Genomic DNA, 14092 nt, shown 5'->3' with positions numbered 1-14092 from the left:
CCTCAGGCGTTCCCGGCCGCTCTCAAACGAGCGGCCTGGGTAAAGTCCAGCATCCGCTTGAGCGGCTTGACCGCTCGCGGAATGAGTGCCGGATCGACCAGGATCTCGTTGCTCCCCTCACGCAGGCAGGCAAGGGTTCGCTCCAGCGTGTTCATCGCCATCCAGGGGCAATGCGCGCAGCTGCGGCAGGCGGCGCCGTTGCCCGCCGTCGGCGCCTCCACGAACACCTTGTCGGGGCACAGCTGCTGCATTTTGTAGAAGATGCCGCGATCGGTCGCGACGATGAACGTGTTGTTAGGCAAGGTTTGGGCAGCTTTGATCAGCTGACTGGTCGAGCCTACCGCATCGGCCAGCTCGATGACCGAAGACGGCGATTCCGGATGCACCAGCACGGCAGCGTCCGGATAGAGCGCTTTCATGTCCTCGAGCTGCTTGGCCTTGAACTCCTCGTGGACGATACAAGCCCCATCCCAGAGCAGCATGTCTGCGCCGGTCTTGGCCTGGATATAGCGGCCAAGGTGCTGGTCCGGCCCCCAGAGAATGGTCTCGCCGTTGTCCATCAGATTTTCGACGATTTCCAGCGCGCAGCTGGAGGTGACCACCCAGTCAGCACGGGCTTTTACCGCTGCCGACGTATTGGCGTAGACCACTACCGTGCGCTCGGGATGCTGATCGCAAAATGCCGAGAATGGGCCGACCGGACAACCCAGATCCAAGGAGCAGGTCGCCTCGAGCGTGGGCATCAGAATCCGCTTCTCGGGGTTGAGAATCTTGGCCGTCTCGCCCATGAAGCGAACGCCGGCCACCACAACGGTACCGGCCTTGTGCTCGTTACCGAAGCGCGCCATTTCCAGCGAATCGGAAACGCAGCCACCCGTCTCTTCGGCCAAGGCCTGGATCACCGGGTCGGTATAAAAATGTGCAACGAGCACCGCGTTTTGCCGCTCGAGTTCTTCGGCAATCGCCTGACGCAGGCCGGCCTCCTGCTCTGCGCTCAGCTCGACCGGCTGGCGGGCAGCAAGATGAGCCTGGACAAGGATACGTTCGGGAATCTGCGTCATCGGAAGGACCTGCTTGCTTACCGGCTGGATCGTCCGGTGCCTCGATGTTTACCAAGGGACGCCGACTATACCGCAGCATCCCCGCCCCTTGGTATGCCAGGCATGCGACACGAGCCCTGCGCACTTTCCGCGCCCAATAAAACAAAACCGGGCGATCTTGCGATCGTCCGGTCTCGTCAATGCATTCATGGTGGGTCGTGTAGGATTCGAACCTACGACCAATTGGTTAAAAGCCAACTGCTCTACCGACTGAGCTAACGACCCAACGCGTTGCGCATAATACTGATTTTATTGGCTAAATCAACCGCCTCAGCCAAAAAATTCAAGCGTAACGAGTCGGGTCGGCCAAGCCAGCCGCCACGAATCCTGCCGCACGCAGCCTGCAGCTGTCACAGCGAGCACAGGCGCGACCATCCTCGTCAGCCTGGTAACACGAGACTGTCAGTCCGTAGTCGACGCCAAGACGCGTGCCGGTCAGGACGATGTCTGCCTTGCTCATGTGCTGCAGGGGTGCCTGGATGCGGAAGCCATCTCCCTCGACGCCAGCCTTCGTGGCGAGGTTAGCCATCCGCTCGAACGCCTCGATGAAAGCCGGTCGGCAATCGGGGTAACCGGAATAGTCGACCGCGTTGACTCCAATGAAAATGTCACGCGCCCCGAGCACTTCCGCCCATCCGAGTGCGAGCGACAGGAATACCGTATTTCGCGCGGGAACATAGGTGACTGGGATGCCCTCCCCGCCTACCTCCGGCACATCGATCGCCGTGTCGGTCAGCGCAGAACCACCGATTCCGTTCAAGTCGAGCCCAATTACCTTGTGCTCGACGACATCCAACTGCTGGGCGACACGAGCGGCTGCCGCCAGCTCCGAACGATGCCGTTGCCCATAATCGAAGCTCATGGTGTAACAGGCGTAACCCTCGGCTCTGGCCATCGCAATGACAGTGGCCGAATCCAGGCCGCCCGAGAGCAGAATGACCGCTTTTTTAGTGCTCATGACGTCTCCTCATCCACCTATCAACGACCGCGGGCATCGTTCCAGAGAATCTTGTGAAGCTGCAGCTGGAAGCGCACCGGCAACCGATCCTGGATGATCCAGTCGGCCAGCTCCTCGGGAGCAAGCTGGCCATAGCTGGGCGAAAACAGGACGTCACCGACGCGCGCGTCAAGTCGGTACTCGATGAGTTTGCTTACTGCCCAGTCATAATCAATCCTGGAACAGAGGACGAACTTGATTTGATCGTGCCGCGTCAGGCAGCCGATATTCGCGTAAAGGTTTCGAGCGACCTCGCCGGAATCGGGCGTCTTGAGGTCGACAACCCGACTGACACGCTGGTCGACAGGCGATACATCAAGCGCACCACTGGTTTCGAGGGACACCTCGTAGCCTTCGTCACAGAGTCGAGACAGCAGCTGCATGCAGTTTGGCTGAGCGAGCGGCTCACCGCCGGTTACGCACACGTGCCGGCCACCGAGGCGCGCGACGTCCGCAATAATGGCGTCGATCGACCACAGCTCACCGCCATTGAAAGCGTAGGCAGTGTCGCAATACTGGCAACGCAGCGGACAGCCGGTCAGGCGAATGAAAACGGTAGGCAAGCCGCTGGAACGCGACTCACCCTGCAACGAAAAAAATATTTCGGTAATACGCAGGTTGTTTTGCATAAAAGGCCACGGGCGTGACAGCGAGACAGGCCGTCCGCCTCCGTTGCTTGAAGGGGCGCGCATTCTAACGAAAAAACCCGCCAAAAGGCGGGTCTATGAAAGCGGGGGAACCCTACCGATTCAACTGCCGCTGAGCCAGTTGCGCCGCGGAACTATTCGGATAGCGGGACACGACTTCGCGCAGTATCGTCTGGGATTTTTCCTGGTTGCCGAGACGCTGCTCGACGTCCGCCAGTTTGTACAACGAATCGGGGACCTTGTTGTGATCCGGGTAGGCTTGGCTCACGCGAGCGAAAGCCTGGCCCGCGGCCTGAAGATCACCCTTGGCGAGGTTCACCTCACCGAGCCAATACTGGGCATTACCGGCGTACTGGCTGTCGGGATAGCGGCGCAGAAAGGCGGCGAACGCCTGGCTGGCCTTATCGAAATCCTTTGCCTTGATCAGATCGAAGGCGGCATCGTAATAAAGCTTTTCCTTGGCCGGATCAGCCTCCGCTGCTGGGCCATTCTGGCGGGCAGGCGTAGGGCTCTGGCTGGCATCTATAGCGCCGGATTCGGGCGCCTGTGCCCTGGAGGAATCGAAGGATGCGCCTGATGACAAGCGCCGATCCAGGTCCTGATAGCGCTCCAGGCTTTGCTGCTGAAGCGTCTCGATCTGGTTCTTCTGAACCTCGACCATTCCCCTCAGCTCGGTAATTTCATCCTGCATCTGCTGCAGTTGCGTGAACAACATCGCCTCCGCAGAGGATGGGGCAGCCGCCCCACCCCCTGCGTATGCGCCGCCGTTGCCTTGAGTCGCAGGAGGAGGCGCGACCGGAGTCGCGTAGCCACCTACGGAGTTACTCTCGATGACCGGCGCCTGAGCCAGCGCGAGGGCCGGCAGGCAGAGCGTCAGCGCAACACAGGCACGGCGGAACTGAGTCATGACTTACTTACGCAGCTCGACGCGACGGTTCTGGGCCCACGCCTGATCGTCGTTACCCATGGCAACCGGACGTTCTTCGCCGTAGGAGACCAGTTCCAGCTGGGCCGGGGAAACGCCCTGCAGGACGAGGTAGCGCTGGACAGCCTTGGCACGACGCTCACCGAGCGCCATGTTGTATTCGCGGGTACCGCGCTCGTCGGCGTGGCCTTCCAGAACGACGCGAGCGCCATTGGCCTTCAGGTCCTTGGCATGGACGTCGAGGGCGCGCATGGCTTCGGGCTTCAGATCGGAGCTGTCGTACTCGAAGTAGAAAGTAGTGATAGCACGCAGAGCGGCTTCTTCGCTTGCGCTGCCATCCAGCGCACCCGTGTTCGCACCGTAGCCAGCATTCGGATCGACAGCAGCGCCCGAGCCTTCACCGGCGTTGTCGCCACCCTTGGACGAACAACCAACAGCAACAGCCATGGCCAGTGCCAGCGCGGTGAACTTACCGAATTTCAGCATTTCCATCATGTAACTCCTAATAACCCCAGGTGTGTTTTGGTTTGGTTGGGTAACGCCGCATCAGTTCAGGTAAGGGGACCAGGATGGCTCTCGGACTTCGCCTTGAGCGGTAGGAAGTGGGAGCCTCACTCGGCCATTGGTGGACACGAGCATCAAGACTCCCCGGCCCTGCTGGCGGGTGGCGTAGATTATCATGGTGCCATTGGGCGCAACAGTGGGCGACTCATCCAGACTGGTCTCGGAAAGTATTCTCAGACTGCCGCGCTCCAAATCCTGCGCAGCGACGCGGAAGACGGTATAGCCCTCTTGCCGATGAACCATCACAAGCGTCTTTTCATCGGCAGAAAGTTTGGGGTTGGCGTTGTAGTTGCCGATAAAAGTTACTCGCTCAACGGCGCCACTGGCGATATTCAACTTATAGATCTGTGGTTTGCCGGCGCGGTCCGACGTGAAATAGATCGTCTGGCCGTCTTTACCCCAGTAAGGTTCGGTGTCGATACCAAAGTGATTGGTTACACGCTTCATCTGACGAGACGCCAAATCCATCACGTAGATTTCCGGATTGCCGTCCTTCGAAAGGACGAAAGCCAGACGGTTGCCATCCGGCGACCAGGCTGGAGCGCCGTTCAACCCTTCGAAGTTGGTGACCTGTTCCCGGCGCCCCGTGTTCACGTATTGAACGAAAATACGCGGCCGGCGCTGCTCGAACGAAACATAGGCGATGCGCTCACCATCAGGTGAATAGGAGGGCGACAGGATGGGCTCGCGCGATTGCAGCAGGGTGACCGCACGCGCACCGTCGTAATCCGAACGCTGCAAGGTATAGCGCGTGTTGTTGGCGCCCAGACGCTCGGCCGTGACATAGAGCAGTCGAGTCGAGAACGCACCGCGAATGCCGGTGAGCGCCTCGAACGCCTGATCGGCCGCGTAATGCGCCATGTCCCGCAGCTGGTCGGGCGTGCCGCCCACCGTCCCGCTCATCACTTGCTGCTCGGTCGCGACGTTGAAGACGGCGAACTGAGCTTGCAGGCGACCACCGCTGGGCTGAATGCTGCCCACCATCAGATACTGCGCGCCCAGTGCTTTCCAGTCGCGGTAAATGATCTCGCTCGCTCGCGTCGGCAGGCTGATCATGTTCTGCCTTGGTATCGGCTCGAAGAAACCCGAGTTACGCAGATCGTTGCCGATGATTTCGGCCATGTTCTCGGGTAACACGGTTCCGCCTTGCCAGCCGAAAGGCACCACGGCGATCGGTACCGCCCGGTCATTACCGCCCGAAATGATCAACGGGTCCGCCGCCTGGACCGTGCTTGCGCCCAGCGCCAGAACCAGCAGTACGAAACGAATCACAATGTTCACAAGCTCAAATCCTCTGGTTTGAAGATGACGCGCCGTTGCCGGTAGAGGCGGTCGAACGTAGCCCGGTCCAACTGCTGCATCTCGGCGATACGCCCCACGCTACGAACCGCAGCGACCGCCGAATTATCGAAGGGCTTGTCGCCGTTGGAGCGGGTGACCGTCGCGTTGGTAATAGTGCCGTCGGGCAGCATCTCGATGAGCACCTCGACGGTCATGCCATTGCGCGCGGAGGGGGGGCGACGCCATTGCTCGCTGACCAAGCGCACGATGAGGTCGTCTAGATTGCCCGCCACCTGATCGCCAACTTCGTCGGCCATCGCCTGCTGATACCCGGTGTCCTCGGAGAGCAACTCGGCAAGTGCCTGGGCTTTTTTCTCCTCCAACGCCTTGCGGCGGGCCTCTTCGGCCGCCTTCTTCTTTTTCGCCTCTTCGGCGGCTTTCTTCTTGGCGGCCTCGGCAGCGGCGGCCTTCTTCGCCTCTTCCGCGGCTTTCTTCTTTTTCGCTTCCTCAGCGGCCTTCTTCTTGGCGTCCTCTGCAGCCTTCTTCTTCGCTGCTTCCTCGGCCTGCTTCTTGGCTATGGCCGCCTTCTTCTGTTCTTCAGCCTTCTTCGCCTGTTCGGCCTTCTTGGCAGCGGCCGCCTGCTCCGCCTTTCGAGCCTCAGCAACCTTCTTTTGTTCCGCCGCCTTGCGCTCGGCCTCGCGCGCTTCGGCAACACGTCGCTCTTCTGCCTTCTTTTGCTCCAGCTGTTCCGTTTCGTGCGTCGGGGCAGATGTCTTCTTCTGCTCGCCTGCGATCTTCTGGTTGGTCTGGGTCGTCGCCTGGCTTTGCGACTTGAGCTGGTAAAGGGTCGCCTGAACCACTGGCCGAGCCGGGGGCAGCTCCGGTGTCATGGCGAAACTGACGAACAGCATGCCGAAGATGAGCACATGCAGGCCCACCGCCAACACGGTCGGCCAGAACAATCGCTGTGAGGCCGGACGCTCTTCGTGCTGCATCATGGCGCCTCGGTAATCAACCCGACATTGCCGACGTCGGCCTGCTGCAGACCGCCCATGACCGCCATGACGGCGCCGTAGTCCACCGTCTTGTCCCCTCGCACGAACACCTGGATCTGCTTACCCTGCGACCGGTTCTGCGAAACGATCGCCCTCGCCGCCTGCACCAGTTCCTCGAGCGAAACGGCCGTTTCCTGCTGCGTCTCGGTATCGACTTCGGTTCCGACATTCCAGTAGTAGGTCTTATCGGCCTTGATGGAAATCGTCAGTATCTGGGCATCGTTGTCCTGCGGAAGGACGTCGCTGCTGACCTGGGGCAGGTCGACCTTGACCCCCTGATTGAGCATGGGAGCCGTCACCATGAAGATCACCAGCAATACCAGCATCACGTCGATGTAGGGCACGACGTTCATTTCGGCGACCGGTTTGCGTCTGTTGCGGATTCTGGCCATGGGCCAACGCCTCAATCGTCGGAAGTGTGGACTTTACGGTGGAGGATCGCCTGGAATTCGTCGGCGAAGGTGTAATAGCGGCCGATGAGCAACTCACCGCGGGCCGAAAAGCGGTTATACGCAATGACCGCCGGAATGGCGGCGAAAAGCCCGATGGCGGTCGCGATCAAGGCCTCGGCAATGCCTGGCGCAACGGTTGCCAAGGTGGCCTGCTGCACCTGAGCCAAGCCCCTGAACGAATTCATGATGCCCCAGACCGTCCCGAAAAGACCGATATACGGGCTGGTCGAGCCGACCGTGGCCAAGAACGGCAAATGGGTTTCGAGCTTTTCCTCTTCGCGAGAAATGGCGACCCTCATGGCGCGATTGACGCCATCCATGACGGCGTCAGGGTCTACGCCTGGTTGCTGCCGAAGCCGCGAGAATTCCTTGAAGCCGGCCCGAAAGATTTGCTCCACGCCCGAGTCAGGATCGGGATTGCTGCCGGCTTGGCGATAGAGCTTCGACAGATCGATACCCGACCAGAAGCGCTCCTCGAACGCATCGAGCGCACGCTTGGCAGCCCGCAGCATGTTGCCGCGCTGAAAAATGAGAATCCACGAAGCGACCGACGCGGCTACCAGCAACAACATCACCAGTTGAACGACGAAGCTGGCGTTGCTGACCAGGCTCCACATGGACATGTGATCGACGTTGGCTTCCACGCTTACTCTCCTGCAGGGGGTAGACCCGAGACTGCGAAAGCCGCTCGCAGCGACACCGGGATGGCTCGGGGTTTGAGACTGTCTGTACGTACGCACGCAACGGTGAAACGGCCCTCGCAAAGCACGGCGTCGTCACGCATACGGCGTACCTGCTGGCTGAAGCGCAGGCTGGCACGGTTCAGCTCGGTGACCTGTGCCGTTACCGCGAGTTCGTCATCCAGCCGCGCCGGCGCCAGGTACCGCGCCTCGCTCGAATGCACGACGAATAGCAGGTCCTCACCGGCCAATTGCGATTGGGCAAAACCCAGGTGCCGCAAATATTCGGTGCGAGCCCGTTCCATGAACTTGAGGTAATTGACGTAGTAGACGATGCCGCCGGCATCGGTGTCCTCGTAATAGACACGACAATGATGCTCGAACGGCTCAGCTTGGGTTTGCGCGCGCATACTCTAGTGCTCGGCCGGGTACTTGCCAATCGGCGGGAAGAACAATATTTGCCTCACTGCGGCGCTTGATCGAACAGGTCGGCGCTCGGCCCAACCAGCCGCCCGGGCAGGTTCAGACCGAAATGCAGGTAGGCATGACGCGTCACCACCCGGCCGCGCGGCGTGCGCATCATGAAACCCTGCTGGATGAGGTAGGGCTCCAGGACATCCTCGATGGTATGACGCTCTTCGCTGATGGCCGCCGCCAGGCTGTCGACGCCCACCGGGCCGCCATCGAACTTCTCGATCAACGTCAGCAGCAAGCGACGGTCCTGGTGATCGAAGCCGCGCTCATCGACATCCAGCATATTCAGGGCCTGGTCGGCGATTTCGCGCGTTATTTCTCCGGTTCCCCGCACTTCGGCGAAATCCCGGACGCGCCGCAAGAGACGGTTGGCGATACGCGGCGTACCGCGGGCTCGACGCGCGATCTCGTAGGCGCCATGCGATTCGATCGGCAACCCGAGAATGCCCGCAGAGCGGCTGACGATGGTCGCAAGGTCGTCGATCGAATAGAACTCCAGGCGCTGAACGATACCGAAGCGGTCGCGCAGCGGATTGGTCAGCATACCGGCGCGGGTCGTGGCACCGATGAGCGTGAACGGTGGCAGATCGAGCTTGATCGAACGGGCGGCGGGTCCCTCGCCGATCATGATGTCCAGCTGGAAGTCTTCCATTGCCGGATAGAGCACTTCCTCCACCACCGGCGAGAGCCGATGAATCTCATCGACGAAGAGCACATCGCCCGCTTCGAGATTGGTGAGCAGCGCAGCCAGGTCGCCAGGGCGCTCGAGGACGGGCCCCGAGGTGCTCTTTATGGACACGCCCATCTCGGTCGCCACGATGTTGGCCAGCGTGGTCTTGCCGAGCCCCGGCGGCCCGAAGATCAAGGTATGGTCCAACGCCTCGCCGCGGCCTTTGGCAGCACGGATGAACAGGTCCATCTGCTCGCGCACGGCGGGCTGGCCGATGTAGTCCGCAAGCCTGAGCGGACGAATGGCGCGGTCAAGCTGCTCTTCACGTTCCCGCGGCCCGGCCGTGATGAGACGATCGGCTTCGATCACTTAGACCATTCCCTTGAGCGAGCGACGAATCAGCTCTTCGCTGCTCAAGCCTTCTTCCTGGACGGCGGACACGGCGCGACTGGCCTCCTGTGGCTTGAAACCCAACGCGATGAGCGCGCTGACGGCATCGTTTTCGGCGCTAGAGACTGCCACACCGGGGCGAGGTTCCACTACCAGCGTAGCGATGGACGGCATCGTCTCCCACGCCTTGAAACGGTCCTTGAGCTCCACGAGCAGGCGTTCGGCGGTCTTCTTGCCGACCCCGGGTATCTTCACCAGCACCTTGGTGTCCTGCGCTTGGACGCAGCGGACCAGCTCATCGACCTCCAGGCCCGACATCAACGCGAGCGCCAGCTTGGGCCCGACGCCGTTGAGTCGGATCAGCTCACGAAACAGCTCCCGCTCGCGCTTTTCGAAAAAGCCGTAGAGCAGATGAGCATCCTCGCGTACCACCAGATGAGTATGGAGCGTCACCGGTTCGCCGACGCTTGGCAGGCGGTACAGCGTGGTCATGGGGACCTCGACCTCGTAACCGACGCCTTGAAGATCGATAACCAGATGGGGCGGCTGCTTCTCCGCCAGAATGCCGCGCAAGCGTCCTATCACGAAAGTGTGCTCTCTAATCTCGAAACAGGGGCGGCCGGACACCGGCCAGGAACTTGATAGCTCGCCGGGCCGGCAGCTCCGGGCGACTCGAACGAAGGTACATCAAAGACGCAAACGCCCACTGCGACGTCGGGCACCCAACAGCCCATGAGGCACCAGGCTTTGCTGATGATGGGCATGACACAGCGCGATCGCGAGGGCATCGGACGCATCGATCTGCGGCTTCTGGATCAGCTTGAGCAGATGCATGACCATCATCTGGACCTGCTGCTTGTCTGCCGCCCCGGTACCAGCTATCGCCTGCTTCACCTGCGATGCGGTGTACTCGTACACCTCGAGCCCCTGCTCGGCCGCCGCAACGATCGCAGCGCCCCGTGCCTGGCCGAGCTTGAGCGCCGAGTCGGGATTGCGGGCCATGAAGACCTGCTCGATGCCCATGGTGACCGGCCCATGCAAGCGGATGACTTCACAGACGCCACGGTAGACCGCCTGCAAACGATCACGCAGTTCACCGCTACCGGTTCGGATGCACCCGGAGGCCACGTATTCGCACCCTCGGCCCGTATCGCGGACGACGCCGTAACCCGTGATGCGCGAGCCGGGATCGATGCCCAATACCAGCGTCACGACTTCAACCTCCGATGCGCCTGGCCGCATGATTCACAAGCGGCGCCAGCCCGATAACCGCCCGTATTCAGAGCTGCTCCATCACATCGTCGGGAATGTCGGCGTTGGAATAGACGTTCTGGACATCGTCGAGGTCTTCGAGCATGTCGATCAGCTTCAGCACCTTCTGCGCGGTCTCGAGATCCAACGTCGCCGTCATCGACGGGATCATCGCGATCTCGGACGCTTCCGGCTTGAAACCCGCCTCGTTCAACGCTTCGTTCACCGCGATGTAGTCGGCGAACGAGGTGAAGACGTCGATCGAGCCATCATCGTTCGTGACGATGTCATCGGCGCCGGCTTCAAGCGCCGCATCCATCAACGCCTCTTCGTTGACACCCGGTGCGAAGCTCAGCTGACCCTTGCGCTCGAACAGGTAGGCGACCGAACCATCGGTACCCAGGTTGCCGCCGCACTTGCTGAACACATGGCGCACTTCTGCCGCCGTGCGGTTACGGTTGTCGGTCATCGCCTCGACATAGACGGCCACGCCGCTGGGCGCGTAGCCCTCGTAGCTGAGCTCCTCCATGTTGTCCGCATCGCTCGAACCGGCACCCCGCGCGATCGCCCGATCGATGGTGTCGCGCGTCATGTTGGCGGTCAGGGCCTTGTCGACGGCAAGACGCAGACGAGGATTGTCCGCCGGGATGCCGCCGCCATGCTTGGCGGCGACCGTCAGCTCACGAATCAGCTTGGTGAAAATCTTGCCTTTCTTGGCATCCTGCCGCTCTTTGCGGTGCTTGATGTTGGCCCATTTGGAATGACCGGCCATAACTCACTCCGTCTCTTCTGCTGATGAAGTCGGCCTTCGTGCGGATGACGACGATGCGCCATGACGAAGGCTCGTGCCTGACTGATTGGTTATTCCGCCTTGGGCTGTTCGCGCAGGCGAATATGCAGCTCCCTCAGCGCCTTGGCGTCGACCGCGCCCGGCGCTTGCGTCATGACGTCGGCGGCGCTTTGCGTTTTCGGGAAGGCGATGACCTCGCGGATCGATTGCGCGCCGGTCATCAGCATCACCAGCCGATCAAGACCGAACGCCAGGCCGCCATGCGGCGGTGCGCCATACTTGAGCGCATCGAGCAGGAAGCCGAACTTCTCCGTCTGCTCTTCTTCGCTGATGCCGAGCACACGGAAGACGGCCTGCTGCATCGCCTTGTCATGGATACGGATGGAGCCGCCCCCGAGCTCGGTGCCGTTGAGCACCATGTCGTAGGCGCGCGAGAGTGCGGCGGCCGGGTTGGCCTCCAGCTCCTGCGGCGAGCACTTGGGCGAGGTGAACGGGTGGTGCAGCGCGCTCAGCGAGCCGTCGTCGTTCTCCTCGAACATCGGGAAGTCCACGACCCACAGGGGCGCCCACTCGCACGTCAGCAGTTTCAGATCGTGGCCGAGCCGGATGCGCAGCGCGCCCAGCGCCTCGGATACGATCTTGGCCTTGTCGGCGCCGAAGAAGACGATATCGCCGTCCTGAGCCCCGACGCGATCGAGGATGATCTCCAGGTTCGCCGGCGGAATGAACTTCACGATCGGCGACTGCAATCCGTCCACGCCCTTGGCACGCTCGTTCACCTTGATGTAGGCGAGCCCCTTGGCGCCATAGATGCCGACGAACTTGGTGTAGTCGTCGATCTGGCTGCGCGGCATGCTCGCCGCACCCGGCACGCGCAGGGCCGCCACGCGCCCCTTCGGGTCCTTGGCCGGGCCGCTGAACACCTTGAATTCCACTTCCTGCAACTGGTCGGCGACGTCCACCAGCTCCAGCGGGATGCGCAGGTCCGGCTTGTCCGAACCATAGCGACGCATGGCTTCCTCGAACGGCATGTGCGGGAATTCACCAAACTCCAGATCCAGCACTTCCTTGAACAGTTGCCTGACCATCTTCTCGGTGATCGCGATGATGTCGCTCTCGTCGAGGAAGCTGGTTTCGATGTCGATCTGGGTGAATTCCGGCTGGCGGTCCGCCCGTAGATCCTCGTCGCGGAAGCACTTGGCGATCTGGTAGTAGCGGTCGAAGCCGGCCACCATCAGCAACTGCTTGAACAGCTGCGGAGATTGCGGCAGTGCGAAGAAGCTGCCGGGATGGGTGCGGCTCGGCACCAGATAGTCACGGGCGCCTTCGGGCGTGGCGCGGGTCAGGATGGGCGTTTCCACGTCCAGGAAGCCGTTTTCATCGAGGTAGCGCCGAATGCTCGATGTAATGCGCGAACGCAGCTTCAGCTTGGCCGCCATTTCCGGCCGTCTCAGGTCGATGAAACGATAACGGAGCCGGGTTTCCTCGCCGACATCGGAATATTCATCGAGCGGGAACGGGGGCGTTTCGGCCTGGTTCAGCACCTCAAGCTCATAGCCAAGCACCTCGATGGCGCCGGAAGCCATGTTCGGATTGACCGCACCCGCCGGACGCAGCCGAACCTTGCCGGTCACCTTGACCACATATTCGCTGCGTACCCGATCGGCCTTGGCGAAGGTGTCGGCACGATCCGGGTCGAACACCACCTGGGCCAGGCCCTCACGGTCGCGGATATCCAGAAAGATGACTCCGCCGTGGTCACGGCGACGATGGACCCAACCGCAAAGAGTGATCTCCTGGCCATCCAGGCTTTCGTTCAACTGGCCGCAATAGTGGCTGCGCATCATGATGGTGGTCGCTTCCCGTTTCGAATTCTCGCGGCACGCGGGCCGCCTGGAACAAGCGCGGGAGTATAGCCGCTTCGCCCTGGCAAATCAGCCAGCGCGCATCGATCGGCCTTCCGCCCGGTAGACATGGAACTCTGCCCGCCGGATGGCTTCCCAGAAGCGATACGTCAGCGACGTCATGACCATCCACTTCACGCCGCATTTCTGGCATAACAGTGGATGGATTCCAAACGAGGAGAATGGCATGGACATCAACATCGGCATCGAGGAACAGGACCGCAAAGCCATTGCGGAGGGCCTTTCGCGGCTACTGGCGGACACCTACACCCTCTACCTGAAAACGCACAATTTTCACTGGAACGTAACGGGCCCCATGTTCAACACGCTGCACGCCATGTTCGAGCAGCAGTACACCGAACTGGCATTGGCCGTCGATCAGATTGCCGAGCGAATTCGCGCCTTGGGCCAATACGCACCCGGAACCTACGCCGAATACTCCCGCCTTTCCTCCATCAAGGAGGCGGACGGCGTGCCCGCTGCTGAGGACATGATCAAGCAACTCGTCCAGGGCCAGGAGGCCGTGGTCAGAACGGCGCGCAGCATCTTCCCGCTGCTCGACAAGGTCAGCGACGAACCGACGGCCGACCTGCTGACCCAGCGCATGCAGGTACACGAGAAGACCGCCTGGATGCTACGCAGCCTGCTGGCGGCCTGAGCCGGAGCAAGCAGGCCGCGTAAAACCCCGCTCGGTTACGCCGCATTTGGAAAGCAGGCCGGATGGAAGCTCAGCTGGAACGCTCATCTACCACTCGTAAACGCGAGTGCAAGCCCAGCCCGCCTCCCCGCCTGTTTTTCGAAGACGCACGGTCCTGGCCTAACTTTCGCTCGCGACCGCTCGCGACGTTTCACACGGCCTGCAAGGGTGCGGCTACATCTCTCTGTTGTCGCACCCTCTCATTTGAGGCAGTC

General features: G+C 61.3%; 16 protein-coding genes and 1 tRNA gene. 1 reads left to right on the top strand and 16 read right to left on the bottom strand.

Features of this window, described 5'->3' with window-relative positions; translation table 11 throughout:
* Positions 1-2: 2 nt before the first annotated feature.
* The 16 genes from nadA to aspS all read right to left on the bottom strand — a co-directional run bounded on the left by nadA (position 3) and on the right by aspS (position 13123).
* Entirely contained in the window at positions 3-1061 is a 1059-nt protein-coding gene (gene nadA / locus D7325_RS01765; protein WP_120993469.1) for a quinolinate synthase NadA, read from the bottom strand.
* Positions 1062-1249: 188 nt separating this feature from the next.
* Positions 1250-1325: transfer RNA gene (locus D7325_RS01760), tRNA-Lys, on the bottom strand.
* 58 nt (positions 1326-1383) lie between these two features.
* The gene (gene queC, locus D7325_RS01755) at positions 1384-2058 is read right to left on the bottom strand and encodes a 7-cyano-7-deazaguanine synthase QueC (protein WP_120993467.1); all 675 of its coding nucleotides are present in this window, start codon (positions 2056-2058) and stop codon (positions 1384-1386) included.
* Between the two features lie 20 nt (positions 2059-2078).
* Positions 2079-2726, bottom strand: a complete 648-nt coding sequence (gene queE, locus D7325_RS01750; protein WP_120993465.1) for a 7-carboxy-7-deazaguanine synthase QueE — start codon at positions 2724-2726, stop codon at positions 2079-2081.
* A gap of 112 nt (positions 2727-2838) precedes the next feature.
* Positions 2839-3651, bottom strand: coding sequence for a tol-pal system protein YbgF (gene ybgF, locus D7325_RS01745; RefSeq protein WP_120993463.1), 813 nt, complete (start codon positions 3649-3651; stop codon positions 2839-2841).
* Between the two features lie 3 nt (positions 3652-3654).
* Entirely contained in the window at positions 3655-4161 is a 507-nt protein-coding gene (pal, locus tag D7325_RS01740; protein ID WP_120993461.1) for a peptidoglycan-associated lipoprotein Pal, read from the bottom strand.
* Positions 4162-4215: 54 nt separating this feature from the next.
* Positions 4216-5514 carry a Tol-Pal system beta propeller repeat protein TolB gene (tolB, locus tag D7325_RS01735; protein ID WP_120993459.1) on the bottom strand — a complete coding sequence of 433 codons (1299 nt, stop codon included), beginning with the start codon at positions 5512-5514 and terminating at the stop codon, positions 4216-4218.
* Positions 5511-6512, bottom strand: coding sequence for a cell envelope integrity protein TolA (tolA, locus tag D7325_RS01730; protein ID WP_425452237.1), 1002 nt, complete (start codon positions 6510-6512; stop codon positions 5511-5513). Before tolA ends, tolB begins: the two co-directional genes overlap by 4 nt.
* The gene (gene tolR / locus D7325_RS01725) at positions 6509-6961 is read right to left on the bottom strand and encodes a protein TolR (protein WP_120993457.1); all 453 of its coding nucleotides are present in this window, start codon (positions 6959-6961) and stop codon (positions 6509-6511) included. Before tolR ends, tolA begins: the two co-directional genes overlap by 4 nt.
* Before the next feature lie 11 nt (positions 6962-6972).
* On the bottom strand, positions 6973-7665 hold the full coding sequence (gene tolQ / locus D7325_RS01720; RefSeq protein ID WP_120993455.1) for a protein TolQ: 693 nt from the start codon (positions 7663-7665) through the stop codon (positions 6973-6975).
* A 2-nt stretch (positions 7666-7667) separates the two neighbouring features.
* The gene (ybgC, locus tag D7325_RS01715; RefSeq protein ID WP_120993453.1) at positions 7668-8111 is read right to left on the bottom strand and encodes a tol-pal system-associated acyl-CoA thioesterase; all 444 of its coding nucleotides are present in this window, start codon (positions 8109-8111) and stop codon (positions 7668-7670) included.
* A gap of 53 nt (positions 8112-8164) precedes the next feature.
* Positions 8165-9214: a Holliday junction branch migration DNA helicase RuvB gene (gene ruvB, locus D7325_RS01710; protein ID WP_120993451.1), complete on the bottom strand. Its 1050-nt coding sequence runs from the start codon at positions 9212-9214 to the stop codon at positions 8165-8167.
* Complete coding sequence (gene ruvA, locus D7325_RS01705; protein WP_120993449.1) at positions 9215-9820, bottom strand: Holliday junction branch migration protein RuvA; 606 nt, start codon at positions 9818-9820, stop codon at positions 9215-9217.
* Between the two features lie 102 nt (positions 9821-9922).
* On the bottom strand, positions 9923-10447 hold the full coding sequence (gene ruvC / locus D7325_RS01700) for a crossover junction endodeoxyribonuclease RuvC (protein WP_120993447.1): 525 nt from the start codon (positions 10445-10447) through the stop codon (positions 9923-9925).
* A 67-nt stretch (positions 10448-10514) separates the two neighbouring features.
* On the bottom strand, positions 10515-11258 hold the full coding sequence (locus D7325_RS01695) for a YebC/PmpR family DNA-binding transcriptional regulator (protein ID WP_120993445.1): 744 nt from the start codon (positions 11256-11258) through the stop codon (positions 10515-10517).
* 89 nt (positions 11259-11347) lie between these two features.
* Positions 11348-13123 (bottom strand): aspartate--tRNA ligase, encoded by a 1776-nt coding sequence (gene aspS, locus D7325_RS01690; protein ID WP_120993443.1) that lies wholly within the window; start codon positions 13121-13123, stop codon positions 11348-11350.
* 244 nt (positions 13124-13367) lie between these two features.
* Between aspS and D7325_RS01685 the strand changes: the two genes are divergently transcribed.
* A complete protein-coding gene (locus tag D7325_RS01685) occupies positions 13368-13838 on the top strand; it encodes a Dps family protein (RefSeq protein WP_120994106.1) in 471 nt (156 codons plus the stop codon).
* Positions 13839-14092 lie beyond the last annotated feature (254 nt).

This window comes from Stutzerimonas urumqiensis, from assembly GCF_003640395.1.
GTDB classification, from domain to species: Bacteria; Pseudomonadota; Gammaproteobacteria; order Pseudomonadales; family Pseudomonadaceae; genus Stutzerimonas; species Stutzerimonas urumqiensis.
Note: the sequence above shows the minus strand (reverse complement) of the source record. Positions and strands in the feature narration are given on the sequence as shown.

Excerpts from the sequence above, each read along its gene's own strand:
- nadA (WP_120993469.1), bottom strand. The coding sequence starts at position 1,061 with ATGACGCAGATTCCCGAACGTATCCTTGTCCAGGCTCATCTTGCTGCC.
- queC (WP_120993467.1), bottom strand. The coding sequence starts at position 2,058 with ATGAGCACTAAAAAAGCGGTCATTCTGCTCTCGGGCGGCCTGGATTCG.
- queE (WP_120993465.1), bottom strand. The coding sequence starts at position 2,726 with ATGCAAAACAACCTGCGTATTACCGAAATATTTTTTTCGTTGCAGGGT.
- ybgF (WP_120993463.1), bottom strand. The coding sequence starts at position 3,651 with ATGACTCAGTTCCGCCGTGCCTGTGTTGCGCTGACGCTCTGCCTGCCG.
- pal (WP_120993461.1), bottom strand. The coding sequence starts at position 4,161 with ATGGAAATGCTGAAATTCGGTAAGTTCACCGCGCTGGCACTGGCCATG.
- tolA (WP_425452237.1), bottom strand. The coding sequence starts at position 6,512 with ATGATGCAGCACGAAGAGCGTCCGGCCTCACAGCGATTGTTCTGGCCG.
- tolR (WP_120993457.1), bottom strand. The coding sequence starts at position 6,961 with ATGGCCAGAATCCGCAACAGACGCAAACCGGTCGCCGAAATGAACGTC.
- ybgC (WP_120993453.1), bottom strand. The coding sequence starts at position 8,111 with ATGCGCGCGCAAACCCAAGCTGAGCCGTTCGAGCATCATTGTCGTGTC.
- D7325_RS01695 (WP_120993445.1), bottom strand. The coding sequence starts at position 11,258 with ATGGCCGGTCATTCCAAATGGGCCAACATCAAGCACCGCAAAGAGCGG.
- aspS (WP_120993443.1), bottom strand. The coding sequence starts at position 13,123 with ATGATGCGCAGCCACTATTGCGGCCAGTTGAACGAAAGCCTGGATGGC.
- D7325_RS01685 (WP_120994106.1), top strand. The coding sequence starts at position 13,368 with ATGGACATCAACATCGGCATCGAGGAACAGGACCGCAAAGCCATTGCG.